Here is a 25,105-nt window from a genome sequence, read left to right as displayed (position 1 = left end):
TCATAAAATATTCAAATTTTTTAAAAAATCTTTCAAAACCAGTAATAGCAACAATGAAAACGGATACATTGTTTATAAATAGTCAAAATAGATAAAAAAAGGGCATGAAGTTGATTGACACGTCTTCAAATAGGCGATATGATAGCAACAATTTACAAGACACAAACGGAATTCGATATATTGCATATTATAAAACTTTCGAGAAAGAAGTGGACATCATGAGCGAACAAGTAATTTATTTAAATGGTGAATTCGTTAAAAAGGAAGACGCTAAAATTTCAGTTTATGATCACGGTTTTTTATACGGTGATGGTGTGTTTGAAGGAATCCGTTCTTATAACGGAAATGTCTTTCGACTGGAAGAACATTTAGAGCGGCTTTACGATTCAGCAAAATCCGTGATGCTCGAGATTCCACATACTTTTGAGGAAATGATTAAGATTGTTGTTCAAACACTGAGAGAAAATAAGTTCAAGGATGCTTATATTCGACTCATCGTTTCACGGGGTGTCGGGAATCTTGGATTAGACCCTTACAGCTGCTCCCACCCAAGTGTAATTGTAATCGCGGAACCGTTATCGCTGTTTCCGAAATCGATGTATGAAACAGGCATTGAGATTGTATCGGTTGCTACACGGAGAAGCCGTTCGGACGTTTTAAGTCCAAAGGTTAAATCGTTGAACTATATGAATAACATTTTAGTGAAACTTGAAGCTCACCTGGCAGGCGTTTCCGAAGCGCTTATGCTGAACGATCAAGGTTATGTAGCTGAAGGTTCAGCAGACAATATCTTCATTGTCCGCAAAAACAAATTACTGACTCCTCCAGGTTATGTAGGAGCGCTTGAAGGAATTACACGCAATGCAATCATGGATGTAGCTGCTCAGAAAGGCTACGACATTCAAGAAGGTGTTTTTACTAGACATGATGTGTATGTAGCAGATGAAGTATTCCTAACAGGAACGGCTGCTGAAGTAATTGCAGTAGTAAAAGTGGATGGCCGAGTAATTGGCGAAGGGAAACCGGGGCCGGTTACGAACGATCTGCTTGAATCATTCAGAGAGCTTGTTCAGAATGATGGCGTGAAAGTTTACACAGATCATTTAAACGTAGTATAAGACAGGAATCACCTCAATCAAATATGAGTTCAACTCAATGACGAGGTTAAAGCAAATGGAAATTGTATTCACAGAGAGCCGGTATAGGTGGAAGCCGGTAATGCAACCATTTGCGACATCCCCTCCGAGTGGATTACTGAAAAGCTTCGGCTGTTTAGGTAGTCCCGGTGACTTGCAAGTTAAAAGGCATCGTTATCAACGGATAAGCATTGCTTATCCATGAGGCTGCGGTTGCGCAGTGAAATAGGGTGGTACCATGAAGCTTTTTCATCCCTATGCGAAGAACATGTTTCTTTGTGTAGGGATGGAAAAGCTTCTTTGTTTTTATTCCACCAGAGACTTAGAAAAGGAGGCGGAAGGATTGGGAGTAAACGTACAAGTAAGAGAAGAAGTTAAACAGCAGCTGACAGGTAGTGGTGCAGACGTACTGATTCAATCTTTAAAGGGTCAGGGTGTAGAAATCATTTTTGGATATCCGGGAGGCGCGGTGCTGCCAATTTATGATGCCTTGCATAAAAATCCGATACGCCATATTTTGGCCAGACATGAACAAGGTGCCATTCATGCAGCAGAGGGATATGCAAGAGTATCCGGTAAACCCGGAGTTGTGCTTGCCACATCGGGTCCTGGTGCAACGAATTTGGTCACAGGAATAGCAGATGCGATGCTGGATTCCTTGCCGCTGGTCATTTTCACAGGGCAAGTTGCAACTTCAGTAATCGGAACCGATGCTTTTCAGGAAGCGGACATCATCGGCATCACACAACCGATCACGAAGCATAATTACCAAGTGAAAAAAGTGGCGGATTTGCCAAGAATTATAAAAGAAGCATTTTATATCGCTTCTACTGGACGTCCAGGACCGGTTCTGGTCGACATACCGAAAAATATCGCAACGGAATTGTTTTTATCCAATAAAGAAGAAGAAGCGGTTTATCTACCGGGTTATCAACCGACGACGAACCCGAACTACCTGCAGATCCAAAAAGCAGTGCAATTATTGTCCCAAGCGAAAAAGCCGTTGATCTTAGCAGGAGCGGGCATACTTGCTGCCAAAGGGACAGAAGAACTGAAAACTTTTTCGGAACGCCACCAAATTCCGGTTACCAATACATTGCTTGGTCTGGGCAGCATTGCTGGCGAACATGAACTATTCTTAGGCATGGCTGGCATGCACGGAACCTATACAGCCAATACAGCGATTTGTGATTGCGATGTGCTGATGAATATTGGTGCACGATTTGATGACCGGTTGACCGGGAATCTTGCTCATTTTGCGCCAAATGCACAAGTAATCCATATCGACATCGACCCCGCAGAAATCGGCAAAAATGTTCCAACAGCTATCCCGATTGTGGCGGACGCTAAAGAAGCTTTGCTTCAATTGCTGAAACAACCGTTTGAAAGCCCGGACACAGCTGAATGGTTAGCGAAGCTATCCGCTGATAAAGCGGAATATCCGCTTCAATACCATTTGAAAGGCCGGGAAGGTATTCTTCCTCAACAAGCGGTTGAGTTGATACACCGCTTGACCGGAGGCAATGCAGTTGTAACTACGGATGTGGGCCAGCACCAAATGTGGGCGGCTCAATATTACCGCTTTAATAATCCGCATAATTGGGTAACTTCAGGCGGCCTTGGCACGATGGGCTTTGGTTTTCCTGCAGCTATCGGCGCGCAATTAGCGAAACCCGATGAGCAGGTCATTTCTATTGTAGGGGATGCCGGCTTCCAAATGACTTTACAGGAACTGTCTTTGCTTCAAGAGCTTCGTATCCCAGTAAAGGTTATCATCTTAAACAATCAAAGTCTGGGAATGGTCAGACAGTGGCAGGAAACATTTTACGAAGGGCGTTATTCCCAGTCTATGATTCCTGTTCAACCTGATTTTGTGAAGCTGGCTACAGCTTATGATATCAAAGGCTATAAAGTGGAAACAATGGAAGAAGCAGAAGTGGTTTTCGCAGAAGCACTTAATTCAAACGAGCCGGTCTTGATCGATTGCCGCGTGGTGCAGATGGAATCTGTTTATCCGATGGTTGCACCTGGCAAAGGCTTGAATGAAATGATCGGAGTGAAAGGCGAATGAAACGAGTCATTACAACAACCGTAATCAACCAGAGTGGAGTGTTGAACCGCGTTACCGGATTGCTGATGAAACGGCAGTTCAACATCGAAAGCATTTCGGTTGGTCACACAGAGCAGCCTGGAATGTCGAAAATGACTTTTGTGGTCAATGTAGAAGATAAAGGCAAGCTGGAACAATTACTGAAACAGCTGCAGAAACAAATCGATGTGATCAAAGTGAATGACATTACTGATAAGGCGATGGTGATGAGGGAGCTGGCGCTGGTCAAAGTGGTCGTCCCTCCGGCAGTCAGAAACGAGATTTTCAGCATTGTTGAACCATTCCGTGCGACAGTCGTCGATATGAGCAAAAATGTCACCACATTCCAAGTAACAGGCGATCCGGAAAAAATTGAAGCATTTATTGATCTGATGAGGCCTTATGGTGTGAAAGAGCTGACCCGAACCGGGGTATCCGCTTTTGTCAGAGAAACCCAAAAAGCACAAACACCGCAATTGAACATCCTATAAAAACCCAAACTCGAGGAGGAAATTTAAAATGGCAAAAATGTATTATAACCAAGACGTAAACGAACAGGTACTTAAAGGAAAGACAATCGCGGTGATCGGTTATGGTTCTCAGGGCCATGCACATGCTCAAAACTTGAAGGAATCCGGTTTCGAAGTAATCGTTGGCGTACGTCCAGGTAAATCATTCGATCAGGCAAAAAATGATGGTATGAAAGTGGCTACAGTCAAAGAAGCGGCAGACGCGGCAGACGTAATCATGATCTTAGTTCCAGATGAAAAACAGACGCAAATTTACAATGCAGAAATCAAACCATCATTAACAGCTGGAAAATCACTTGTTTTTGCTCACGGCTTTAATATCCACTTTAACCAAATTGTTGCACCTGAAGATGTGGACGTATTCCTGGTAGCCCCAAAAGGCCCTGGACATCTTGTACGTCGTACGTACGAAGCGGGAGCGGGAGTTCCTGGATTGATTGCCATCCATCAGGATGTTTCAGGAAAAGCGAAGGAAGTTGCACTTGCTTACGCAAAAGGAATTGGAGCTACACGCGCAGGCGTTTTGGAAACGACGTTCAAAGAAGAAACGGAAACGGATCTATTCGGAGAACAGGCAGTGCTTTGCGGCGGTGTAACTTCACTGGTGAAAGCTGGATTCGAAACACTTGTTGAAGCTGGATACCAACCAGAACTTGCGTACTTCGAATGCATGCACGAATTAAAATTGATCGTTGACCTAATGTACGAAGGTGGTTTGTCAGGAATGCGCTACTCAATTTCCGACACAGCTCAATGGGGAGATTTTGTTTCAGGACCACGCATTGTTGATGCAGATACGAAAGCCCGCATGAAAGATGTTCTTACGGATATCCAAACAGGGAAATTCGCTAAAGGCTGGTTGCTTGAAAACCAATTAAACCGTCCGGAATTTACAGCAATTGAAAAAGCAGAAGAATCTCATCAAATTGAACAAGTTGGACGTGAATTGCGTGCGATGATGCCATTCGTCAATGAAGGCAAAAAAGCTAAACAAAAAGAGGTGGTTGCCAATGTCACAAATTGATATTTTCGATACGACATTACGAGACGGGGAACAGTCGGCCGGGATCAACTTGAATACAGCAGAGAAAATCGAAATCGCCCGCCAGCTTGAACGTCTGGGAGTGACGATTATCGAATCAGGGTTTCCTGCTTCATCTCCAGGAGACTTTGACGCTGTGCAGCGAATCGCAGGCACAGTAAAGAATTCCATCGTAACGGGTCTGGCCCGTTCGATCCAAAGTGATATTGACCGGACATGGGAAGCGTTAAAAGGAGCGGAACAGCCGCATATTCATATCTTTTTAGCGACTTCACCCATCCATATGGAAACAAAATTGTTTAAAACACCCGAACAGGTTGTTGAATTGGCAGTAGAATCGGTGAAATACGCGCGCAAGTTCTTCCCGTTGGTCCAATGGTCAGCGGAAGATGCTTCCCGTTCAGATCCTGAATTCCTGGCTCACATCATCCGCAAAGTCATCGAAGCGGGGGCAACAACCATCAACCTTCCGGATACAGTCGGTTATGCGACGCCTAAAGAATATGGGGCAATGTTCAAATACATGATCGAAAACGTTTCAGGAATCGAAAAAGTAAAGCTGTCCGCACATTGCCATAATGATTTGGGCATGGCGACAGCCAATACATTGGCCGCAATTGAAAATGGAGCTACTCAAATTGAAGGAACCATCAATGGCATCGGAGAACGTGCCGGAAACGTCGCGCTCGAAGAAATTGCAGTGGCTTTGCATATCCGCAAACAGATCTTCAATATCGAAACGGGCATCAATCTTCATGAAATCAAGCGCACAAGCCAATTGGTCAGCCAGTTGACAGGCAGCTTGATCCAACCGAATAAAGCTGTTGTCGGCAAAAATGCTTTTGCTCATGAATCTGGCATCCACCAGGACGGCATGCTCAAGAACCCGTTGACTTATGAAATCATTACACCTGAATTGATCGGTGATGCAGCAACTGAATTGGTGCTTGGCAAACATTCCGGGCGGCACGCTTTTAAAGACCGCGCCATCAAAATGGGCTTTGACTTATCTGATGAAAAGCTCAACAAGGCATTTGTCGAATTCAAGAAATTAGCTGACAGCAAGAAGCAAATTGTGGAAGACGACCTTTATGTATTGCTTACCGATCAACAAATCCAAGACACTGAAACACCGGTTTATAAACTGGAGAGTGTACAGGTGCAATACGGTACAGCCAATATTCCGACTGCCACTGCTTCTGCTTATCACCCGAATGGCGAATTGATCAATGAAGCAGCTACTGGAGCCGGATCGGTTGAAGCAATCTTTAACACATTAGAGCGGATTGTCGAAGGAAAAGTCCATATTCTTGATTACCGTGTAACGTCCATCGGCAAAGGCCGCGATGCCTTAGGTGAAGCGGTCATCAATATGAGTTATAACGGCGAGACAGTCACAGGCCGTGATGTTGCACAGGATGTCCTGGAAGCAACAGCAAAAGCGTATTTAAATGCAGTCAATCGCCAAATTGTCCAAGTTGGGAAAAAAGTCAGGATGTCGGCAGTGTAAAAAGAACAGATTGAAAGAGGAGGAATTTAAAATGAAAAAAACAATAGCGGTATTGCCGGGAGACGGAATCGGACCAGAAGTAACAGATGCAGCGGTGAAGGTGCTGCAATCCATTGCAATGCGTTATGGACATACTTTTCATTTAAAGCACGCGGCAATCGGAGGCACGGCGGTTGATCAATTTGAAAACCCGCTGCCTCAGCAAACCATTGATGTTTGTGAAGCGAGTGACGCGATTCTCCTCGGTGCGGTCGGAGGAACGAAATGGGACAACAATCCCGCTCATCTGCGTCCTGAAAAGGGGCTTTTGAATATCCGGAAGCATTTTGATTTGTTCGCCAACATCCGGCCGGTCAAAGCGATACCTTCGTTGCTGGCTTCGTCTCCTTTAAAGGAGGAAGTGGCGAAAGAAGTGGATATGGTCATCGTCCGCGAATTGACGAGCGGTCTTTATTTTGGGGAACCGAAACGCCGTTCAGAGAAATCGGCAGTGGATACGTTGGTTTATACGAGACAGGAAATTGAGCGCATTGTTAATCAGGCGTTTGAAATCGCCCGTACACGCAGAGGCAAAGTGACTTCGGTCGATAAAGCCAATGTATTGGAAACCAGCAAACTATGGCGCGAAGTTGTGGAAGAACGCCGGAAAGCTTATCCGGATATCGAAGTAGAGCATATGCTGGTCGATTCGGCTGCAATGAAACTGATTACCGATCCACGTGCTTTCGACGTTATGGTAACAGAGAACATGTTCGGTGATATCTTGAGCGATGAAGCTTCGGTCATCACAGGTTCACTGGGCATGCTGCCATCTGCAAGCATCCGTTCAGACGGTTTTGGCCTTTACGAACCCGTACACGGTTCAGCGCCGGATATCGCAGGGCAAAACAAAGCGAATCCATCTGCTGCCATCTTGTCAGCTGCGATGATGCTGAAGCATTCATTCGGCCTTCATACGGAAGCTGCGGCGATTGAAAAAGCGGTAATGAGCGTCTTGGAAGACGGATATTGCACTGGAGATTTGGCTGGACATGGAAAACGCGTGGTTTCAACTGATCGATTTGTAACAAAAGTCGTAGAAGAGCTGGAAAGAGAATTTGTATCAGAACATATCATGTATTCTTATGTGTAAGTGAAAGGAGCGGTTCGCATGGCAAAAACAATCATAGAAAAAATTTGGGAACAACATATCGTCTTCGAAGAGCAAGGAAAGCCGGACCTGCTATATATCGATCTTCATTTATTGCATGAGGTGACCTCTCCGCAAGCGTTTGAGGGGCTTCGGTTGAACGGACGGAAAGTTCGCCGTCCGGATCTTTGCTTCGCTACCATGGACCATAACGTTCCAACACGGAACCGGGAAACGATTACAGATCCCATTTCGCGGAAACAGATCAAAACTTTGCAGGACAATTGCGATGAGTTCGGTGTTCCGCTTGCGGGCATCAACCATCCAGATCAGGGAATCGTCCACGTTATCGGACCGGAACTAGGTTTGACGCAACCGGGCAAGACCATTGTTTGCGGCGATAGCCACACCTCGACGCACGGTGCCTTTGGCGCTTTGGCATTCGGTATTGGTACGAGTGAAGTGGAGCACGTTCTTTCCACACAGACGCTCTGGCAATCAAAACCGAAAACTATGGAAGTGCGGATTGACGGCAAGTTGGGCTTTGGTGTTTCTTCCAAAGATGTTATCCTGGCCATTATTTCGAAGTTCGGCATCGATATGGGAACCGGCCACATTATGGAGTATACCGGTGAAGCAATCCGTGGGTTGTCGATGGAAGAACGCATGACCATCTGCAATATGTCGATTGAAGCCGGTGCACGGGCAGGATTGATTAGTCCGGATGGAACAACGGTAGAATACTTGAGAGGGCGCAGAAACGTGCCTGAAGGTGAAGCATTTGAAAAAGAAGCTGCCCGTTGGCTGGCTCTTGCAACAGATGAAGGCGCACAGTATGACACGTCAGTGACGATTCATGCGGATGAGATTTCTCCATTCGTTACATGGGGCACCAATCCGTCGATGGGTTCAGGCATTGCGGAAAGCGTTCCATCTGCAGCTGACTACGATAAACAGTCGGATAAAGATGCGTTAAAGCAGGCTTTGGCCTATATGCATCTAGAAGAAGGCACACCGCTTTCTTCGATTGATATCCAACATGTCTTTATCGGTTCCTGCACCAACGCCCGTCTTGGCGACTTGCGTGCAGCCAGTGAAATCATTAAAGGCAAAAAAGTGCATCCATCCGTTACGGCAATTGTCGTCCCGGGATCTGAAACGGTAAAACGTGCAGCAGAACAGGAAGGTTTGGATCAGGTATTTCTTGAAGCCGGCTTTGAATGGCGTGAAACAGGATGCAGCATGTGCCTAGCAATGAATGAAGACTCGGTGCCAGCGGGCGAACGCTGTGCGTCCACGTCCAACCGGAATTTCGAAGGACGCCAGGGAGCGGGATCCATGACGCATCTGGTAAGCCCTGTAATGGCCGCTGCCGCTGCGATTGAAGGTCATCTGACAGATGTCCGGAATTATATGGAAGAGCCCGTACCATCCCTATGACAGGCGGAAATGAGGAGGCCAAACGATGAAACCGATCAATAAAATCTCAAGCGTCCTGACGCCGCTTGAACGTAAAAACGTAGATACTGACCAGATTATTTCAAAAGAGTTTCTCAAGCGTATTGAACGAACAGGATTCGGCAAATATCTATTTTATCATTGGCGCTTTCATGCCGATGGTACACCGGTAGAAGATTTTGTTCTGAATGATCCTCGATTCAACGACTCCGAAATTCTGGTCGCACAAGAAAATTTCGGCTGCGGTTCTTCTCGTGAACATGCTCCGTGGGCGATTTTGGATTACGGATTCCGCGTAGTCATCGCTCCCAGTTATGCAGACATCTTCTATAACAACTGCGTTAAAAATGGCATCCTGCCGATCCGCTTAAAGGATCAGGAAGTCAATGAGTTGATTGACAAGGGACAGCGTGAGGAATTCAAGTTGGAAATCAATTTGGAGGATCAGACTGTCAACAGCCAGGATGGCACGCGCTATAAATTCGATATTGATCCATACTGGAAAGAAATGCTGCTGAAAGGCTGGGACGAAATTGCCTTGACGTTCCAATACGATTCTTATATTGCAGCCTACGAAGAAAAACAGCAGCAGGCTTAATGGAATAGCTTATTTTTCGTGAGAAGACCCTTTACGGTTATGTAAAGGGTCTTTATTTTTGGGTTTTTTGCATTCAAGTGAATCGGCAATCCGGTGTTGACAAGCATTTCGTGTTTTGGTAATTTAAAGTGTGTACTTTAACGCTTTAGCAAACTAAAGGAGAGTTTACTTATGAATGCAGTTGTTGTCGCTGTCTTAGTCATGCTCGTATTGAGCTTATTGCGTGTGAATGTCGTCTTTGCTTTATTGATCGGCGCGCTTGCAGGCGGATTAAGCGGTGGATTATCATTTATGGATACATTAACATCATTTACAGAAGGTTTAGGGGCAGGCGCCACTATTGCGCTCAGCTATGCCATGCTCGGTGGCTTTGCCGTAGCGATTTCACGCACCGGCATACCGGAGCTGCTGGTATCAGGTGTCTTGAAAATGGTCAATAAAGACGGTGAAGCGACACGTGAAAATCTGGCGAAAGCCCTCATCGTCATTGCGCTGCTGGCGATGGCCATCTTCTCGCAAAACCTGATCCCAATCCATATCGCTTTTATTCCGTTATTGGTTCCACCGATTTTGCACATCTTGAATGAACTGCGAATCGACCGCCGCCTGATCGCTGCGGTCCTGACGTTTGGCCTGACGGCGCCTTATATTTTATTGCCGTATGGTTTCGGGCTGATTTTCCATGAGATTGTTTTTACACAAATGGAACTGGCAGGGCTGACCATCGACATGGCGGATATCCCGAAAGCGATGGCGATTCCAGTAGCCGGCTTGTTGGTAGGATTGATCGTTGCGGTGTTCATCTCTTACCGCAAGCCGCGTGATTATCACAAAACTTCTTCTACTATAGAAGGAACTCCTAAAAAGACAGCTTCCACAAAAGATGTCCTCGTGACAATTGTGGCGCTGATTGCTGCATTAGTTGCGCAGATCCAGACAGACTCGATGATCATCGGCGCACTTGCCGGAATTCTAGTGCTGTATGTCTTTGGTGCAATGAAGTGGCGCGAGGCTGACGACGTCCTCACAGAAGGCATGCGCATGATGGCGTTCATCGGCTTTGTCATGATTACAGCAAATGGCTTTGCAGCGGTCATACAGGCAACAGGAGCCGTTCAGCCGTTGGTTGAAAGCGTATCAGAGCTGTTTGCCGGCAATAAAGGCCTGGCAGCACTGGCGATGCTTATCGTCGGTCTGTTCGTAACGATGGGCATCGGCTCATCGTTCGCTACGATTCCAATCATTGCCGCAATCTTCGTGCCGCTAAGTCTGGAGTTTGAATTCTCGACAATGGCGATCATCGCGTTGATCGGTACGGCAGGTGCACTAGGTGATGCCGGATCGCCTGCTTCTGACTCGACGCTTGGTCCGACTGCCGGACTGAACGTCGACGGGCAGCACAATCACATTTGGGATACGTGCGTTCCGACCTTCCTTCATTACAATATTCCCTTGGTGATATTCGGTTGGATTGCTGTTATGCTGCTGGGTTAAGCTCGAAATGTTCGGACTATTATCGTCACGCTTGAAGTTCTAAAATATCCTGTTATAATAAAAAAAGCGAATAAGAAAGAATTTCGTGGAAAGACTTGCGGAATTCTTTTTTCTTTTGTATAATGGTGAATGTTGGTCTTTGACTGCGATGAAGCGAGAGGTTACCGATACACCCGGCCGCTTTGCCATGGCGAGTGATTGGAAAATTTTCGTGGAGAATGTCTATCAAAAATAGGCGAAAAGGAGGGAAAATAATGGCAAAACAAAAAATCCGTATCCGTTTAAAAGCATATGATCATAGAATTCTAGATCAGTCTGCTGAGAAAATTGTAGAAACCGCAAAACGTTCAGGTGCAAGCGTATCGGGTCCGATACCATTGCCGACTGAAAGAACGGTCTACACAATCTTGCGTGCTGTCCATAAGTACAAAGATTCTCGTGAGCAATTTGAAATGCGCACACACAAACGTCTAATCGATATCGTTAACCCGACACCACAAACTGTTGATGCGTTAATGAAACTTGATTTACCATCAGGCGTTGACATTGAAATTAAACTTTAATTGGTAAACGAAATAGAAAAACATAAATAACCACAGGAGGTGTGACAACATGACCAAAGGAATCTTAGGTAGAAAAATCGGTATGACGCAAGTTTTTGCTGAGAACGGTGATTTAATCCCTGTAACTGTTATTGAAGCTGCTCCAAACGTAGTACTTCAGAAGAAGACAGTTGAGGTAGACGGCTACGAAGCAATCCAATTAGGTTTTGAAGACAAGCGCGAAAAGCTTTCCAACAAACCTTCTAAAGGACACGTAGCAAAAGCGAACACTGCTCCTAAGCGCTTCATTCGCGAACTTCGCAATGTAAACTTAGCTGATTACGAGATTGGTCAAGAAGTCAAAGTAGATGTATTCGCAGAAGGCGATGTAGTAGATGTCACAGGAACAACAAAAGGTAAAGGTTTCCAAGGTGTTATTAAACGCCACGGACAATCTCGCGGGCCAATGACACACGGTTCTCGTTACCACCGTCGTCCTGGTTCAATGGGTCCGGTTGCTCCTAACCGCGTATTCAAACAGAAGAAATTACCTGGTCAAATGGGTGGCACAACAATTACGATTCAAAACCTTTCCATCGTGAAAGTAGATCTTGAGCGTAACTTGCTTCTTATTAAAGGTAATGTTCCTGGTTCTCGCAAAGCATTGATCCGTGTTAAAACGGCAGTTAAAGCGAAATAATAATTTTTAGAGAAAGGAGGAAACAAGAATGCCTAAAGTAGCTTTATTAAATCAAACAGGTTCACAAGTGGGCGACATCGAATTGAACGACTATGTATTCGGTATCGAGCCAAATGAATCAGTGTTATTTGACGCAGTAGTGTCTCAACGCGCTTCACTTCGTCAAGGTAACCATAAAGTAAAAAATCGTTCTGAAGTAGCAGGTGGCGGTAAAAAGCCATGGCGTCAAAAAGGAACTGGACGTGCTCGTCAAGGGTCGATCCGTTCACCACAATGGCGCGGAGGCGGTATCGTATTCGGTCCAACTCCACGTAGCTATAGCTACAAACTTCCTAAAAAAGTACGTCGTTTAGCTCTACGTTCTGCTCTTTCATCTGCAGTAATCGGAGAAAACCTGATGGTACTTGAAGGATTGACATTTGATGCGCCAAAAACAAAAGCTTTCATCCAGTTGACTCAAGATCTTTCAATTGGCAGAAAAGCATTGTTCGTAACTGCTGACCTTGATGAGAACCTTGCAAAATCTGCACGCAATCTTCATGGTATGACAGTAGTAGCAGCAGATGGCATTAATGTTTTAGACTTGCTTGGACATGACAAAATTGTTATGACAAAAGCAGCGATCGAGAAAATTGAGGAGGTGCTTAGTTAATGGAAGCACGTGATGTAATTAAACGTCCAGTCATTACTGAGCAATCATCTGAAGTAATGGCAGAGAAAAAGTACACTTTTGAAGTGGACACTCGCGCAAACAAAACACAAGTTAAACAAGCTGTACAGGAGATCTTTGGCGTGAAAGTTGAGAAAGTCAACATCATGAACTACAAAGGCAAATTCAAACGTATGGGCAAACACGCAGGATACACGAACAAACGCCGTAAAGCGATTGTTAAATTGACTGCTGAATCTAAAGACATCGAACTATTTGAAATTTAATTTCCATAAGTTCTTAAAGAACTATTAAAGAAGGAGGGAAACAACGTGGGCATAAGAAAATATAAACCTACCACTAACGGTCGTCGTAACATGACGAGTTCGGATTTCGCTGAAATCACTACGAACAAACCTGAAAAATCGCTTCTGCAACCTGTAAAGCGTAAGGGCGGCCGTAATAACCAAGGTAAAATAACTGTACGCCATCACGGTGGTGGACATAAACGCCAATACCGTGTTATCGATTTCAAACGTAACAAAGATGGCATTCCAGGACGCGTTGCTACAATCGAATACGATCCAAACCGTTCTGCAAACATCGCTTTGATTCACTACGCTGATGGTGAGAAACGTTACATCCTCGCTCCTAAAGGAGTAGAAGTTGGAACTCAGATCATGTCAGGTATTGAAGCAGACATCAAGGCAGGTAACGCTTTGCCGTTGTCAAACATCCCGATGGGTTCTACAATCCACAACATCGAATTGAAGCCAGGCGGCGGCGGACAACTAGTTCGTTCAGCAGGAACTTCAGCTCAGGTATTGGGTAAAGAAGGAAAATACGTAACAGTTCGTTTGCAATCAGGCGAAGTTCGCATGATCCTTGCTACTTGCCGCGCAACTATCGGCGCAGTAGGAAATGAGCAACACGAATTGATCAACATTGGTAAAGCAGGACGTAACCGCTGGAAGGGCAATCGCCCAACAGTCCGCGGATCTGTAATGAACCCTAACGATCACCCACACGGTGGTGGTGAAGGACGCTCGCCAATCGGACGTAAATCACCAATGTCTCCTTGGGGTAAACCAACTCTTGGATACAAGACGCGTAAGAAAACGAACAAGTCAGATAAATTTATCGTACGTCGTCGTAAAAAATAATTTGATTCCGCTACGGTTCGCTGAAAGAACCGTGGTGCAATCACGAAGGGAGGATCCCACATGGGCCGCAGCTTGAAAAAAGGACCTTTTGCTGATGATCATCTTTTGAAAAAAGTTGAAGCACAAAAGGACTCTGAGAAAAAACAAGTGATCAAAACTTGGTCTCGCCGTTCTACAATTTTCCCGACATTCATCGGACAAACAATCGCAGTATACGATGGTCGTAAACACATCCCTGTATATGTGACTGAAGATATGGTGGGCCATAAACTAGGCGAATTCGCTCCAACGCGTAAATACGCTAGCCATGGTGCAGACGATAAGAAAACAAGACGTTAATTGAGAGGAGGATTTCCCTATGCAAGCAAAAGCTGTCGCTAGAACAGTACGTATTGCTCCTCGTAAAGTCCGTTTAGTTGTAGATTTAATTCGAGGCAAGCAAATTGGCGAAGCTGTTGCGATTTTGAACCACACTCCGAAAGCAGCATCTATTGTTGTTGAGAAGTTATTGAAATCTGCAGCTGCTAACGCTGAACACAACTACGAAATGGATCTGAATGAGCTAATCATCAGTGAAGTATTCGTTGACGAAGGACCAACACTTAAACGTTTCCGTCCACGTGCAATGGGACGCGCAAGCGCAATTAATAAACGCACAAGCCACATTACACTAGTGGTATCTGACCAGAAGGAGGGGTAATTCGTGGGACAAAAAATACATCCAATTGGGATGCGTATCGGAATCATTCGTGATTGGGAATCTAAATGGTACGCTGAGAAAGATTATGCGACGCTTCTTCACGAAGATATTAAAATCCGTGAATATGTTGAAGCACGTTTGAAAGAAGCTTCAGTTTCTAAGATTGAAATTGAACGCGCTGCAAACCGTGTCAACGTAACTATTCACACTGCAAAACCAGGTATGGTAATTGGTAAAGGCGGATCTGAAGTAGAAGTACTTCGCAACCAACTTAACACTATGACTGGCAAGCGTGTACACATCAACATCATTGAAATCAAAAGAGCTGATCTTGATGCAAGATTGGTTGCTGAAAGTGTTGCACGTCAATTGGAAAACCGAGTATCTTTCCGTCGTGCACAAAAACAAGCGATCCAACGCACTATGCGTTCTGGCGCTAAAGGAATCAAAACTCAAGTATCTGGACGTCTAGGCGGCGCTGACATTGCGCGTGCTGAACACTACAGTGAAGGTACTGTTCCGCTCCATACGCTCCGCGCTGACATTGATTATGCGCATGCTGAAGCAGACACAACATATGGTAAGCTTGGCGTAAAAGTATGGATCTACCGCGGTGAAGTCCTTCCAACTAAGAAGAAATCTGAGGAAGGAGGCAAATAATATGTTAATGCCTAAACGCGTTAAATATCGTAGAGAGCACCGAGGCAAGATGCGCGGAGAAGCTAAAGGCGGTAAAGAAATCGCATTCGGCGAATTTGGTCTCCAAGCACTGGAATCATCTTGGATCACTAACCGTCAAATCGAAGCAGCACGTATTTCCATGACTCGTTACATGAAACGTGGCGGTAAAGTCTGGATTAAAATTTTCCCACATAAGCCATATACGAAAAAGCCTCTAGAGGTTCGTATGGGATCTGGTAAAGGTTCACCTGAAGGATGGGTAGCCGTTGTCAAAACTGGTAAAATCATGTTCGAACTTGGTGGAGTAACTGAAGAAGTGGCACGCGAAGCATTACGCCTTGCATCTCACAAGCTTCCAATCAAAACGAAGTTCATAAAACGCGAAGAAATTGGTGGTGAATCGAATGAAAGCTAATGAAATCCGTGACCTAACCACTGCTGAGATTGAACAAAAAGTGAAATCACTGAAAGAAGAGCTTTTCAACCTTCGCTTCCAATTGGCTACCGGTCAATTAGAAAATACTGCTCGCATCCGCGAAGTACGTAAAGCGATTGCCCGTATGAAAACTGTGATTCACGAAAGAGTACTCAGTGGCACTAACTGATAAATCGAGAGGAGGTTTGCAAGTATGACTGAGCGTAACCAACGCAAAGTATACACAGGCCGTGTTGTGTCTGACAAAATGGACAAAACCGTTACAGTAATGGTTGAAACTCAAAAGAAGCACGCATTCTATGGCAAACGTGTAAAATACTCTAAGAAATATAAAGCTCATGATGAGCTAAACGAAGCGAAAATGGGCGACGTAGTTCGCATCATGGAAACTCGTCCGTTATCAGCTACAAAACGTTTCCGCGTATTGGAAATTGTAGAAAAAGCGGTTATCATTTAATTTAAATAATTTCGGAACCTAAGAAATTCCGGAGGGAGGTTACCTTAGTGATCCAACAGGAAAGTCGTTTAAAAGTTGCAGACAACTCGGGTGCTCGTGAAGTACTAACGATTAAAGTACTTGGTGGTTCTGGTCGCAAGACTGCAAACATCGGAGACGTAATCGTTTGTACCGTGAAAAAAGCAACACCAGGTGGCGTTGTTAAGAAGGGTGAAGTCGTTAAGGCTGTCATCGTTCGCACGAAAAGCGGAGCTCGCCGTAAAGATGGTACTTATATCAAATTTGATGAAAATGCATGTGTCATTATCCGTGACGACAAAGGTCCACGCGGAACTCGTATTTTCGGACCTGTTGCCCGCGAACTTCGCGATAACAGCTTCATGAAAATCGTTTCACTTGCTCCTGAAGTTCTTTAATAAATCAATGTGCCATACCAAGGAGGTGCGACAGAATGCATGTAAAAAAAGGCGATACAGTTAAGGTAATCTCAGGCAAAGACAAAGGCAAAACAGGCGTTGTTTTGACTGCTTTACCTAAGAAAGACCGTGTGCTTGTTGAAGGTGTAAACATCATCAAAAAGCATACAAAACCGAACCAGGCAAATCCGCAAGGTGGAATTGTCAGCCAAGAAGCAGCAATTCACGTTTCTAACGTAATGTTACTTGACCCTAAATCCGGCGAGCCGACTCGTGTAGGATATAAGGTTGAAGATGGTAAAAAAGTTCGTGTTGCAAAAAAATCCGGCGAAAAATTAGATAAATAAAATTCCTGAATGAAGGGAGGTACACACATGAACCGCCTAAAAGAAAAATATGTGAATGAAATCACTCCTGCTCTAGTGAGCAAGTTTGAATATAAATCGGTTATGCAGGCACCTGAAGTAAACAAAATCGTCATCAACATGGGTGTAGGCGAAGCTGTTCAAAACACGAAGTCACTTGACTCCGCTGTCGAAGAATTACAAACAATCACTGGCCAAAAGCCGATTGTTACTAAAGCTAAAAAATCTATTGCTGGCTTCCGTCTTCGTGAAGGTATGCCTATCGGATGTAAAGTTACACTACGCGGAGAGCGTATGTATGACTTCCTGGATAAATTAATTGCTATCTCACTTCCACGTGTACGTGACTTCCGTGGCGTATCGAACAAATCGTTCGACGGACGCGGTAACTACACACTTGGCGTTAAAGAACAATTGATCTTCCCTGAAATCGACTATGATAAAGTTAACAAAGTACGCGGTATGGACATCGTAATTGTAACAACTGCGAACTCTGATGAAGAAGCTCGTGAGTTATTAACACAATTCGGAATGCCGTTCCAAAAGTAAACGTGAGGGAGGCGTAAACGTGGCTAAAAAATCTATGATCGCAAAACAAAAACGCACGCCAAAGTTTAAAGTACAAGAGTACACACGCTGTGAACGATGCGGACGTCCGCATTCGGTATTACGCAAATTTAAACTTTGCCGTATTTGTTTCCGTGAACTTGCATATGTGGGACAAATTCCTGGCGTCAAAAAAGCCAGCTGGTAATCCCCTAATTTGGGAAGGAGGTAAAAGTAATGACAATGACAGATCCGATTGCAGATATGCTGACACGCATTCGTAACGCAAACATGGTTCGTCACGAGAAATTAGAGCTTCCGGCTTCTAATGTGAAAAAAGACATCGCTGAAATCCTTAAGCGTGAAGGTTTCGTTCGTGACGTAGAATATGTTGAAGATGATAAACAAGGCATGATCCGGATTTTCCTTAAATACGGAGCAAACAACGAACGCGTTATTACTGGATTGAAACGCATTTCAAAACCAGGACTACGTGTTTACGCTAAAACTGACGAGGTGCCACGTGTACTAAACGGTCTTGGAATCGCTTTAGTCTCAACATCACAAGGTTTAGTAACTGATAAAGAAGCCCGCGCGAAACAAATCGGCGGAGAAATTTTAGCATACGTTTGGTAATAAGCAACAAACGAATGGAGGTGCAACAGAATGTCACGTGTAGGTAAAAAACCAATCGAGGTACCTGCTGCCGTTACTGTAACTCTTGGCGACAAGAACTCTGTAACTGTAAAAGGCCCTAAAGGCGAGTTGACTCGCGAATTCCATAAAGATATTACAATCACACAAGAAGATAACGTGCTAACTTTGACACGTCCTTCAGATTCTAAAGATCACCGCACAAACCACGGTACAACTCGTGCTTTGCTTGCGAATATGATTACTGGAGTTTCAGAAGGATTCCAACGTTCACTTGAACTAGTTGGTGTCGGTTACCGTGCTCAATTGCAAGGACAAAAATTGGTTCTTAACGTAGGTTACTCTCACCCGGTTGAATTCACACCGGAAGAAGGAATCACAGTTGAAGTTCCAGCTAACACAAAAGTCATTGTTAAGGGTATTGATAAAGAACGCGTTGGAGCTTTAGCTTCAAACATCCGTCAAGTGCGTCCACCAGAGCCGTATAAAGGCAAAGGTATTCGTTACGAAGGAGAAGTAGTTCGCCGCAAAGAAGGTAAAACAGGTAAATAATGCTGCTTAGGCAGGCTGAAAGGAGTGACCTCAGTGATTACGAAACTCGATAAAAACGCATCTCGTAAAAAACGTCATGCACGTGTACGTTCTAAAATTACGGGTACAGCACTACGCCCACGTTTAAACGTATTTCGTTCAAATAAATACATTTACGCTCAATTGATCGACGATTCAAATGGCGTTACACTTGCAAGTGCATCATCTATGGAGAAAGATTTCTCGGTAGAATCAACTGGCAATGTGGAAGCGGCAGCTAAAGTCGGCGAAACAATTGCAAAACGCGCTACTGAAAACGGCTTAAAATCGGTTGTTTTCGACCGCGGTGGTTATTTATATCATGGACGTGTAAAAGCGTTAGCAGAAGCTGCCCGTGAAAATGGTTTAGAATTCTAAAAAAGGAGGGACACATTTCATGAGTCGTATTGATTCAAACAAACTTGAACTTGAAGAACGCGTAGTTACAATTAATCGCGTAGCGAAAGTTGTAAAAGGTGGACGTCGTTTCCGTTTCTCCGCATTAGTTGTTGTAGGCGACAGAAATGGTAATGTTGGTTTTGGTACTGGTAAAGCTCAAGAAGTTCCAGATGCTATCCGCAAAGCCATTGAAGATGCAAAGAAAAACCTTATTGAAGTACCAATGGTCAAAGGTACAACTCCACACTTAGTAATCGGACGTTTTGGTGCAGGTCAAATCCTCATCAAACCTGCTTCTCCGGGTACTGGTGTAATTGCTGGCGGACCTGTTCGTGCGGTACTTGAATTAGCTGGGGTACAGGATATTTTATCTAAATCTCTAGGTTCAAGCACACCAATCAACATGGTTCGTGCAACTATTGACGGTTTAACTCAATTGAAAAGTGCTGATCAAGTTGCAAAACTTCGCGGCAAATCAGTTGCAGAACTGTTAGGATAGGAGGGAAAATCACATGGCAACTAAATTGGAAATTACCCTCACAAAATCTGTGATCGGTGCTAAACCGCCACAACGTAAAACGGTTCAATCACTAGGATTGCGCAAAATGCACCAAACTGTTGAGCACCAAGACAATGCAGCCGTTCGCGGAATGCTTGATAAAGTCGCTCACTTAGTAACTATCAAAGAAGTTTAATTACGGATTTCTATAGAAGGAGGTGCCAACTAAATGAAACTTCATGAATTAAAACCGGCAGAAGGTTCACGCAGCTCAAGAAAGCGTATCGGACGCGGTATCGGTTCAGGTACTGGTAAAACAGCAGGTAAAGGTCATAAAGGTCAAAACGCACGTTCAGGCGGCGGTGTTCGTCCTGGATTCGAAGGCGGTCAAAACCCTTTGTTCCGTCGTTTGCCAAAACGTGGATTTACCAACATTAACCGTAAAGACTATGCAGTCGTGAACATTGAAGTGTTAAATCGTTTCGACGAAGGCACAGAAGTAACACCTGCATTGTTGATCGAAACAGGTATTGTGAGCAATGAACGTTCTGGAATCAAAATTCTGGGCAATGGTAGCTTAGAAAAGAAATTGACAGTAAAAGCTCACAAATTCTCTGGATCAGCTAAAGAAGCGATCGAAGCTGCTGGCGGACAAACAGAGGTGGTTTAATGTTTCAGACAATCTCTAATTTTATGCGCGTGACTGATATTCGAAATAAAATATTCTTTACATTACTGATGCTCATCATTTTCCGTATTGGAACTTTTGTTCCAGTACCGAATGTTGACGCTTCTGTTTTGCAAGCTACTGACCAGATGGGTCTGGTTGGATTCTTAAATACTTTCGGTGGAGGTGCCCTTGCTAACTTTTCGATTTTAGCGATGGGAATTATGCCATACATTACAGCATCAATCATCGTGCAGCTTTTGCAGATGGATGTTGTACCGAAATTTGCAGAGTGGGCGAAACAAGGTGAAGTCGGAAGACGGAAACTTGCTCAATTCACTCGCTACTTCACAATTGTTCTTGCCTTTATTCAAGCAATCGGTATGTCTTATGGATTTAACCAAATGTACGGCGGTTCTTTAATCCAGAATGACACGATCTCAACGTATGTTGTCATCGCCATTGTATTGACTGCAGGTACGGCGTTTCTTCTGTGGCTTGGTGAGCAGATTACGGCAAAAGGTGTGGGGAACGGTATTTCGATTATCATCTTCGCAGGGATTGTCGCTGCAGTACCAGGCGCTGTTAATCAATTGTATGCACAGCAGATCCAAGGAGCTGGAGATCAGCTTCCGATCAATATTGCCATTATGGCATTGCTTGCATTGGCTGTTGTTGCCATTACGGTTTTGGTCATTTACGTTCAACAAGCGTTGCGTAAAATACCGATTCAGTATGCGAAGCGAGTTGCTGGCCGTGGCCAGACGACAAGCGGGCAGCAAACGCATTTACCTTTGAAAGTGAACGCGGCCGGAGTTATCCCGGTAATCTTTGCCGTAGCGTTTATCATTACGCCACAAACCATTGCTTCTTTCTTTGGTGCCAACGCGTTTACAGAAGCGATTCAGAATACGTTTGATTATACGCGTCCTGTCGGCATGATCATTTATGTCGCTTTGATCGTAGCATTTACGTACTTCTACGCATTTATTCAGGTTAACCCTGAGAACGTGTCGGATAACTTGAAAAAGCAAGGTGCATATATTCCGGGAATCCGTCCGGGTAAAAATACACAGGATTATTTAACAAGCGTGTTATACCGATTGACATTCGTTGGTGCCATCTTCCTTGCAGTCATTGCCATTCTACCGATTTTCTTCATTAACATTGCGAATTTACCGCAATCGGCGCAAATCGGCGGAACGAGTCTTCTGATTGTTGTAGGGGTAGCACTTGAAACGATGAAGCAATTGGAATCTCAGCTTGTAAAACGTCATTACAAAGGCTTTATGAAATAATCAGTAGGATTTTAGAGGGACGTGAAAGCGTCTCTTATCCAATTGTCTGAGGGGGAAAACGTATGAATATCGTATTAATGGGTCTACCGGGTGCCGGAAAAGGTACTCAAGCAGACGAAATTGTTAAGAAGTACGACATCCCTCATATTTCTACAGGTGATATGTTCCGGGCTGCTATAAAAGGCGGAACGGAACTGGGCTTGAAAGCAAAATCATTCATGGATCAAGGTGCTCTAGTGCCTGATGAAGTGACAATCGGCATTGTCCGGGAACGATTAAGCGAAAAGGACTGTGAAGAAGGCTTCTTATTAGATGGCTTTCCGCGCACGGTTCCTCAAGCTGAAGCGTTGGAATCTCTTTTGGCCGATCTTGATAAGCGAATCGAGCATGTCGTAAATATCCAAGTCGAACAAAGCAAACTAATTGAACGTTTGACAGGCCGATGGATCTGTAAAGTTTGTGGAACTGCTTACCATACTGTGTTTAACCCGCCTGCAACAGCCGGTGTATGCGACAAAGATGGTGGAGAACTCTACCAGCGTGAAGATGATAAACCTGAAACTGTCACTAAACGTTTAGAAGTAAATATGCAACAAACACAGCCGCTTCTTGATTTCTATGAAAGCAAGAACGTGCTGCAAAATATAGATGGACAGCAGGACATTCAAAAAGTATTTGCTGACATTGATGCTCTTCTAAAGGGCGACCGAGGCTAATCCCCGGCGCCGGGCGCAGTTAGTTGCCTCCATGTGGCTTTAAGGAGCACCGGAGATATGAATTTTCGAGAGCTGCAAAAGCAAACAAGGCTCAGGATATGAAAGTTGATGCAAAATGCGCTTTAGTGCAATTGCGCATTGAAACGAGTATAATGGGTTGCGTGGAAGCATCTGTGTAACGGGTTTGGAACTCATCCAAAGCAGTCCGGGCAGTCGAGGATACATGAGACAGACTGGCTTTGCCGGATTTACCCCGGCCCGCTGATCTGCGGGACTCGGAGAATGTCTTTCGAATGTCACTCATGCATTTCTTGTGAATGAATGTACTACTACTATTCAATCAGCAAATACTGTTTGAAGATGAGAACCTGATTTGTATACAGAAGGGAGACTGGGTCGATGGCGAAAGACGATGTAATTGAAATCGAAGGAACTGTCGTTGAGACTTTGCCTAACGCGATGTTTAAAGTGGAATTGGAAAACGGCCATACGATTCTTGCGCACGTATCAGGCAAGATTCGCATGCATTTCATCCGCATTCTGCCAGGAGATAAAGTAACAGTAGAACTTTCTCCTTATGATTTAACACGCGGTCGTATCACATACCGTTTTAAATAATCTTTTGCACTCCGGACTATAAGGAGGTTGGGTTAGATGAAAGTGAGACCATCTGTAAAACCGATCTGTGAAAAATGTAAAGTTATTCGCAGAAACGGTAAAGTAATGGTAATCTGTGAAAATCCGAAACACAAACAAAGACAAGGCTAATCTTGAAGGAGGTGCATCGCACACATGGCACGTATTGCTGGTGTTGACATTCCGCGCGACAAACGCGTTGTTATTTCATTAACATACATTTTCGGTGTTGGTAAAACAACTGCACAGAAAGTTCTTTCTGCTGCTGGTATCTCTGAAGAGACACGAGTTCGTGATCTTACAGAAGATGAGTTGAACAATATCCGTGAACAATTAGATAAGTACAAAATCGAAGGTGATCTTCGCCGTGAAGTTTCAATGAACATCAAACGCTTGATGGAAATTGCTAGCTTCCGAGGGATCCGCCATCGTCGTGGACTACCTGTCCGCGGTCAAAATACGAAGAACAATGCGCGTACGCGTAAAGGTCCTCGTAAAACTGTAGCTAACAAGAAAAAATAATCAGTAAAGGAGGTTTCTTCTTAACATGGCACGTAAACAACAAACTCGTAAGCGTCGTGTGAAAAAGAATATCGAATCTGGTATTGCTCACATCCGCTCAACATTCAATAACACAATCGTTACTATCACTGATATGCAGGGTAACGCTGTTTCATGGTCAAGTGCAGGAGCTCTAGGATTTAGAGGTTCACGTAAATCTACTCCTTTCGCTGCGCAAATGGCTGCTGAAACTGCTGCTAAAACATCAATCGAACACGGTCTGAAAACTTTAGAAGTTACAGTTAAAGGTCCTGGTTCAGGTCGTGAAGCTGCTATCCGTGCGCTTCAAGCTGCCGGACTAGAAGTTACAGCTATCAAAGATGTAACTCCAGTACCTCATAACGGTTGCCGTCCGCCAAAACGCCGTCGCGTATAATCGTTAATCTTAATAGGATTTTTGAACATCACGACTTACTGGATGGGTTCTGAATCGTAGCGAAAGTCTGTGACTATCGAATTCTTTGATGAAGCGAAAAAAAACCGACGTTTTGAAGGAGGGTAAACTGAATGCTCGAAATAGAAAAACCAAAGATTGAAACGGTTGAGATCGACAGCAATTCCAAGTTTGGAAAATTTGTTGTTGAACCCCTTGAGCGTGGATATGGAACCACTTTAGGAAACTCCTTACGTCGAATCTTACTTTCATCTTTACCTGGCGCAGCTGTTACTTCAATTCAAATTGATGGCGTTCTGCACGAATTCTCCACTGTCGAAGGTGTTGAAGAAGATGTAGCAACCATTATTTTGAATATCAAGAAGCTGGCGTTGAAAATTTACTCTGACGAAGAAAAAGTCATTGAAATTGATGTAAAAGGTGATGGAACGGTTACGGCTGCAGATATCACGCACGACAGTGACGTGGAAATTCTGAATCCGGATCTATATATTGCAACAATCGCTAAAAATGGCCACTTACGTATGCGCATGTATGCGAACAGAGGCCGTGGATATGCCCGTGCAGATCAGAACAAACGTGAAGATCTTCCGATTGGCGTTATCCCGATTGACTCTATTTACACTCCAGTTTCACGCGTTAATTTCCAAGTGGAAAACACTCGTGTGGGTCAACTGGCTCATTTCGATAAATTATCTCTTGATGTATGGACAGATGGCAGCATTGGTCCAAAAGAGGCAATTGCGCTTGGCGCAAAGATTTTTACTGAGCATTTAAATATCTTCGTGGGATTAACAGATGAGGCACAAACGGCTGAAATCATGGTTGAAAAAGAAGAAGACCAAAAAGAAAAAGTATTAGAGATGACTATCGAAGAACTTGATCTTTCGGTTCGTTCTTACAACTGCTTAAAACGTGCGGGTATCAACACGGTACACGAACTGGCAAGCAAGTCGGAAGACGACATGATGAAAGTACGCAACCTCGGACGCAAATCACTTGAAGAAGTTAAAGTGAAGTTGGAAGATTTAGGCCTTGGCCTTCGTAAAGAAGACTGAGTGTTAAAATTG

37 protein-coding genes are annotated in these 25,105 nt (G+C 44.3%); all 37 read left to right on the top strand.

Annotated elements, in window-relative coordinates; all coding sequences use genetic code 11:
• The first annotated feature begins 218 nt into the window (after window positions 1-218).
• The 37 genes from ilvE (at window position 219) to AC1MEO_RS12635 (ending at window position 25,093) form a co-directional block, all read left to right on the top strand.
• Complete coding sequence (gene ilvE / locus AC1MEO_RS12815; RefSeq protein WP_480330988.1) at window positions 219-1,118, top strand: branched-chain-amino-acid transaminase; 900 nt, start codon at window positions 219-221, stop codon at window positions 1,116-1,118.
• Window positions 1,119-1,479: 361 nt separating this feature from the next.
• Window positions 1,480-3,207 carry a biosynthetic-type acetolactate synthase large subunit gene (gene ilvB / locus AC1MEO_RS12810; RefSeq protein WP_480330986.1) on the top strand — a complete coding sequence of 576 codons (1,728 nt, stop codon included), beginning with the start codon at window positions 1,480-1,482 and terminating at the stop codon, window positions 3,205-3,207.
• Window positions 3,204-3,716, top strand: a complete 513-nt coding sequence (ilvN, locus tag AC1MEO_RS12805) for an acetolactate synthase small subunit (protein WP_480330984.1) — start codon at window positions 3,204-3,206, stop codon at window positions 3,714-3,716. The genes ilvB and ilvN overlap by 4 nt, the downstream gene beginning before the upstream one ends.
• A gap of 28 nt (window positions 3,717-3,744) precedes the next feature.
• Window positions 3,745-4,779 carry a ketol-acid reductoisomerase gene (gene ilvC, locus AC1MEO_RS12800; protein WP_480330982.1) on the top strand — a complete coding sequence of 345 codons (1,035 nt, stop codon included), beginning with the start codon at window positions 3,745-3,747 and terminating at the stop codon, window positions 4,777-4,779.
• Entirely contained in the window at window positions 4,766-6,307 is a 1,542-nt protein-coding gene (locus AC1MEO_RS12795) for a 2-isopropylmalate synthase (RefSeq protein WP_480330980.1), read from the top strand. Before ilvC ends, AC1MEO_RS12795 begins: the two co-directional genes overlap by 14 nt.
• 31 nt (window positions 6,308-6,338) lie before the next feature.
• Complete coding sequence (leuB, locus tag AC1MEO_RS12790; RefSeq protein WP_480330978.1) at window positions 6,339-7,439, top strand: 3-isopropylmalate dehydrogenase; 1,101 nt, start codon at window positions 6,339-6,341, stop codon at window positions 7,437-7,439.
• Between the two features lie 18 nt (window positions 7,440-7,457).
• Window positions 7,458-8,876, top strand: a complete 1,419-nt coding sequence (gene leuC, locus AC1MEO_RS12785; protein ID WP_480330976.1) for a 3-isopropylmalate dehydratase large subunit — start codon at window positions 7,458-7,460, stop codon at window positions 8,874-8,876.
• A gap of 25 nt (window positions 8,877-8,901) precedes the next feature.
• Window positions 8,902-9,492: a 3-isopropylmalate dehydratase small subunit gene (gene leuD / locus AC1MEO_RS12780; protein WP_480330974.1), complete on the top strand. Its 591-nt coding sequence runs from the start codon at window positions 8,902-8,904 to the stop codon at window positions 9,490-9,492.
• A 171-nt stretch (window positions 9,493-9,663) separates the two neighbouring features.
• Entirely contained in the window at window positions 9,664-10,986 is a 1,323-nt protein-coding gene (locus AC1MEO_RS12775) for a Na+/H+ antiporter family protein (RefSeq protein ID WP_480330972.1), read from the top strand.
• A gap of 254 nt (window positions 10,987-11,240) precedes the next feature.
• Complete coding sequence (gene rpsJ, locus AC1MEO_RS12770; protein WP_067204744.1) at window positions 11,241-11,549, top strand: 30S ribosomal protein S10; 309 nt, start codon at window positions 11,241-11,243, stop codon at window positions 11,547-11,549.
• A 49-nt stretch (window positions 11,550-11,598) separates the two neighbouring features.
• Entirely contained in the window at window positions 11,599-12,228 is a 630-nt protein-coding gene (gene rplC / locus AC1MEO_RS12765; protein ID WP_480330969.1) for a 50S ribosomal protein L3, read from the top strand.
• Window positions 12,229-12,256: 28 nt separating this feature from the next.
• On the top strand, window positions 12,257-12,880 hold the full coding sequence (gene rplD, locus AC1MEO_RS12760; RefSeq protein WP_480330967.1) for a 50S ribosomal protein L4: 624 nt from the start codon (window positions 12,257-12,259) through the stop codon (window positions 12,878-12,880).
• On the top strand, window positions 12,880-13,164 hold the full coding sequence (gene rplW / locus AC1MEO_RS12755; RefSeq protein ID WP_006828930.1) for a 50S ribosomal protein L23: 285 nt from the start codon (window positions 12,880-12,882) through the stop codon (window positions 13,162-13,164). Before rplD ends, rplW begins: the two co-directional genes overlap by 1 nt.
• A 45-nt stretch (window positions 13,165-13,209) precedes the next feature.
• The gene (rplB, locus tag AC1MEO_RS12750; protein ID WP_065527565.1) at window positions 13,210-14,040 is read left to right on the top strand and encodes a 50S ribosomal protein L2; all 831 of its coding nucleotides are present in this window, start codon (window positions 13,210-13,212) and stop codon (window positions 14,038-14,040) included.
• A gap of 60 nt (window positions 14,041-14,100) precedes the next feature.
• A complete protein-coding gene (gene rpsS, locus AC1MEO_RS12745; protein WP_210018810.1) occupies window positions 14,101-14,379 on the top strand; it encodes a 30S ribosomal protein S19 in 279 nt (92 codons plus the stop codon).
• Between the two features lie 19 nt (window positions 14,380-14,398).
• The gene (gene rplV, locus AC1MEO_RS12740) at window positions 14,399-14,740 is read left to right on the top strand and encodes a 50S ribosomal protein L22 (RefSeq protein ID WP_480330964.1); all 342 of its coding nucleotides are present in this window, start codon (window positions 14,399-14,401) and stop codon (window positions 14,738-14,740) included.
• A gap of 3 nt (window positions 14,741-14,743) precedes the next feature.
• Entirely contained in the window at window positions 14,744-15,400 is a 657-nt protein-coding gene (gene rpsC, locus AC1MEO_RS12735) for a 30S ribosomal protein S3 (RefSeq protein ID WP_480330962.1), read from the top strand.
• 1 nt (window position 15,401) lies between these two features.
• The gene (gene rplP, locus AC1MEO_RS12730) at window positions 15,402-15,836 is read left to right on the top strand and encodes a 50S ribosomal protein L16 (RefSeq protein WP_480330960.1); all 435 of its coding nucleotides are present in this window, start codon (window positions 15,402-15,404) and stop codon (window positions 15,834-15,836) included.
• Complete coding sequence (gene rpmC, locus AC1MEO_RS12725; protein ID WP_215102493.1) at window positions 15,826-16,026, top strand: 50S ribosomal protein L29; 201 nt, start codon at window positions 15,826-15,828, stop codon at window positions 16,024-16,026. Before rplP ends, rpmC begins: the two co-directional genes overlap by 11 nt.
• A gap of 24 nt (window positions 16,027-16,050) precedes the next feature.
• A complete protein-coding gene (rpsQ, locus tag AC1MEO_RS12720; protein WP_008432511.1) occupies window positions 16,051-16,314 on the top strand; it encodes a 30S ribosomal protein S17 in 264 nt (87 codons plus the stop codon).
• A 47-nt stretch (window positions 16,315-16,361) separates the two neighbouring features.
• Window positions 16,362-16,730 carry a 50S ribosomal protein L14 gene (gene rplN / locus AC1MEO_RS12715; RefSeq protein WP_006828938.1) on the top strand — a complete coding sequence of 123 codons (369 nt, stop codon included), beginning with the start codon at window positions 16,362-16,364 and terminating at the stop codon, window positions 16,728-16,730.
• A 35-nt stretch (window positions 16,731-16,765) separates the two neighbouring features.
• A complete protein-coding gene (rplX, locus tag AC1MEO_RS12710; RefSeq protein ID WP_058386721.1) occupies window positions 16,766-17,077 on the top strand; it encodes a 50S ribosomal protein L24 in 312 nt (103 codons plus the stop codon).
• A 27-nt stretch (window positions 17,078-17,104) separates the two neighbouring features.
• Window positions 17,105-17,644, top strand: coding sequence for a 50S ribosomal protein L5 (gene rplE, locus AC1MEO_RS12705; protein ID WP_480330956.1), 540 nt, complete (start codon window positions 17,105-17,107; stop codon window positions 17,642-17,644).
• A 19-nt stretch (window positions 17,645-17,663) separates the two neighbouring features.
• Window positions 17,664-17,849 carry a 30S ribosomal protein S14 gene (gene rpsN, locus AC1MEO_RS12700; RefSeq protein WP_006828941.1) on the top strand — a complete coding sequence of 62 codons (186 nt, stop codon included), beginning with the start codon at window positions 17,664-17,666 and terminating at the stop codon, window positions 17,847-17,849.
• Between the two features lie 29 nt (window positions 17,850-17,878).
• The gene (rpsH, locus tag AC1MEO_RS12695; RefSeq protein ID WP_480330954.1) at window positions 17,879-18,277 is read left to right on the top strand and encodes a 30S ribosomal protein S8; all 399 of its coding nucleotides are present in this window, start codon (window positions 17,879-17,881) and stop codon (window positions 18,275-18,277) included.
• A gap of 30 nt (window positions 18,278-18,307) precedes the next feature.
• Window positions 18,308-18,847, top strand: a complete 540-nt coding sequence (rplF, locus tag AC1MEO_RS12690; RefSeq protein WP_480330952.1) for a 50S ribosomal protein L6 — start codon at window positions 18,308-18,310, stop codon at window positions 18,845-18,847.
• Between the two features lie 33 nt (window positions 18,848-18,880).
• On the top strand, window positions 18,881-19,243 hold the full coding sequence (gene rplR, locus AC1MEO_RS12685) for a 50S ribosomal protein L18 (RefSeq protein ID WP_480330950.1): 363 nt from the start codon (window positions 18,881-18,883) through the stop codon (window positions 19,241-19,243).
• A gap of 19 nt (window positions 19,244-19,262) precedes the next feature.
• Window positions 19,263-19,763 carry a 30S ribosomal protein S5 gene (gene rpsE / locus AC1MEO_RS12680; protein WP_480330948.1) on the top strand — a complete coding sequence of 167 codons (501 nt, stop codon included), beginning with the start codon at window positions 19,263-19,265 and terminating at the stop codon, window positions 19,761-19,763.
• 13 nt (window positions 19,764-19,776) lie between these two features.
• Window positions 19,777-19,959 (top strand): 50S ribosomal protein L30, encoded by a 183-nt coding sequence (rpmD, locus tag AC1MEO_RS12675; RefSeq protein WP_006828946.1) that lies wholly within the window; start codon window positions 19,777-19,779, stop codon window positions 19,957-19,959.
• Between the two features lie 33 nt (window positions 19,960-19,992).
• Window positions 19,993-20,433, top strand: coding sequence for a 50S ribosomal protein L15 (gene rplO, locus AC1MEO_RS12670; protein ID WP_142830562.1), 441 nt, complete (start codon window positions 19,993-19,995; stop codon window positions 20,431-20,433).
• Entirely contained in the window at window positions 20,433-21,728 is a 1,296-nt protein-coding gene (gene secY / locus AC1MEO_RS12665) for a preprotein translocase subunit SecY (protein WP_223643201.1), read from the top strand. The genes rplO and secY overlap by 1 nt, the downstream gene beginning before the upstream one ends.
• A gap of 62 nt (window positions 21,729-21,790) precedes the next feature.
• Window positions 21,791-22,444 carry an adenylate kinase gene (locus AC1MEO_RS12660; RefSeq protein ID WP_480330945.1) on the top strand — a complete coding sequence of 218 codons (654 nt, stop codon included), beginning with the start codon at window positions 21,791-21,793 and terminating at the stop codon, window positions 22,442-22,444.
• 399 nt (window positions 22,445-22,843) lie between these two features.
• Complete coding sequence (infA, locus tag AC1MEO_RS12655) at window positions 22,844-23,062, top strand: translation initiation factor IF-1 (protein ID WP_006828950.1); 219 nt, start codon at window positions 22,844-22,846, stop codon at window positions 23,060-23,062.
• A 36-nt stretch (window positions 23,063-23,098) separates the two neighbouring features.
• Complete coding sequence (gene rpmJ / locus AC1MEO_RS12650) at window positions 23,099-23,212, top strand: 50S ribosomal protein L36 (RefSeq protein ID WP_006828951.1); 114 nt, start codon at window positions 23,099-23,101, stop codon at window positions 23,210-23,212.
• 24 nt (window positions 23,213-23,236) lie between these two features.
• Window positions 23,237-23,602 (top strand): 30S ribosomal protein S13, encoded by a 366-nt coding sequence (gene rpsM / locus AC1MEO_RS12645; protein ID WP_215102476.1) that lies wholly within the window; start codon window positions 23,237-23,239, stop codon window positions 23,600-23,602.
• A 25-nt stretch (window positions 23,603-23,627) separates the two neighbouring features.
• Window positions 23,628-24,017 carry a 30S ribosomal protein S11 gene (gene rpsK / locus AC1MEO_RS12640; protein WP_006828953.1) on the top strand — a complete coding sequence of 130 codons (390 nt, stop codon included), beginning with the start codon at window positions 23,628-23,630 and terminating at the stop codon, window positions 24,015-24,017.
• Window positions 24,018-24,148: 131 nt separating this feature from the next.
• Window positions 24,149-25,093 carry a DNA-directed RNA polymerase subunit alpha gene (locus AC1MEO_RS12635; RefSeq protein ID WP_146559466.1) on the top strand — a complete coding sequence of 315 codons (945 nt, stop codon included), beginning with the start codon at window positions 24,149-24,151 and terminating at the stop codon, window positions 25,091-25,093.
• The last annotated feature ends 12 nt before the right edge of the window (window positions 25,094-25,105 follow it).

The sequence above is a fragment of the Planococcus sp. BI3 genome, from assembly GCF_056680115.1.
This window is presented reverse-complemented; position numbering and strand designations above follow the sequence as displayed.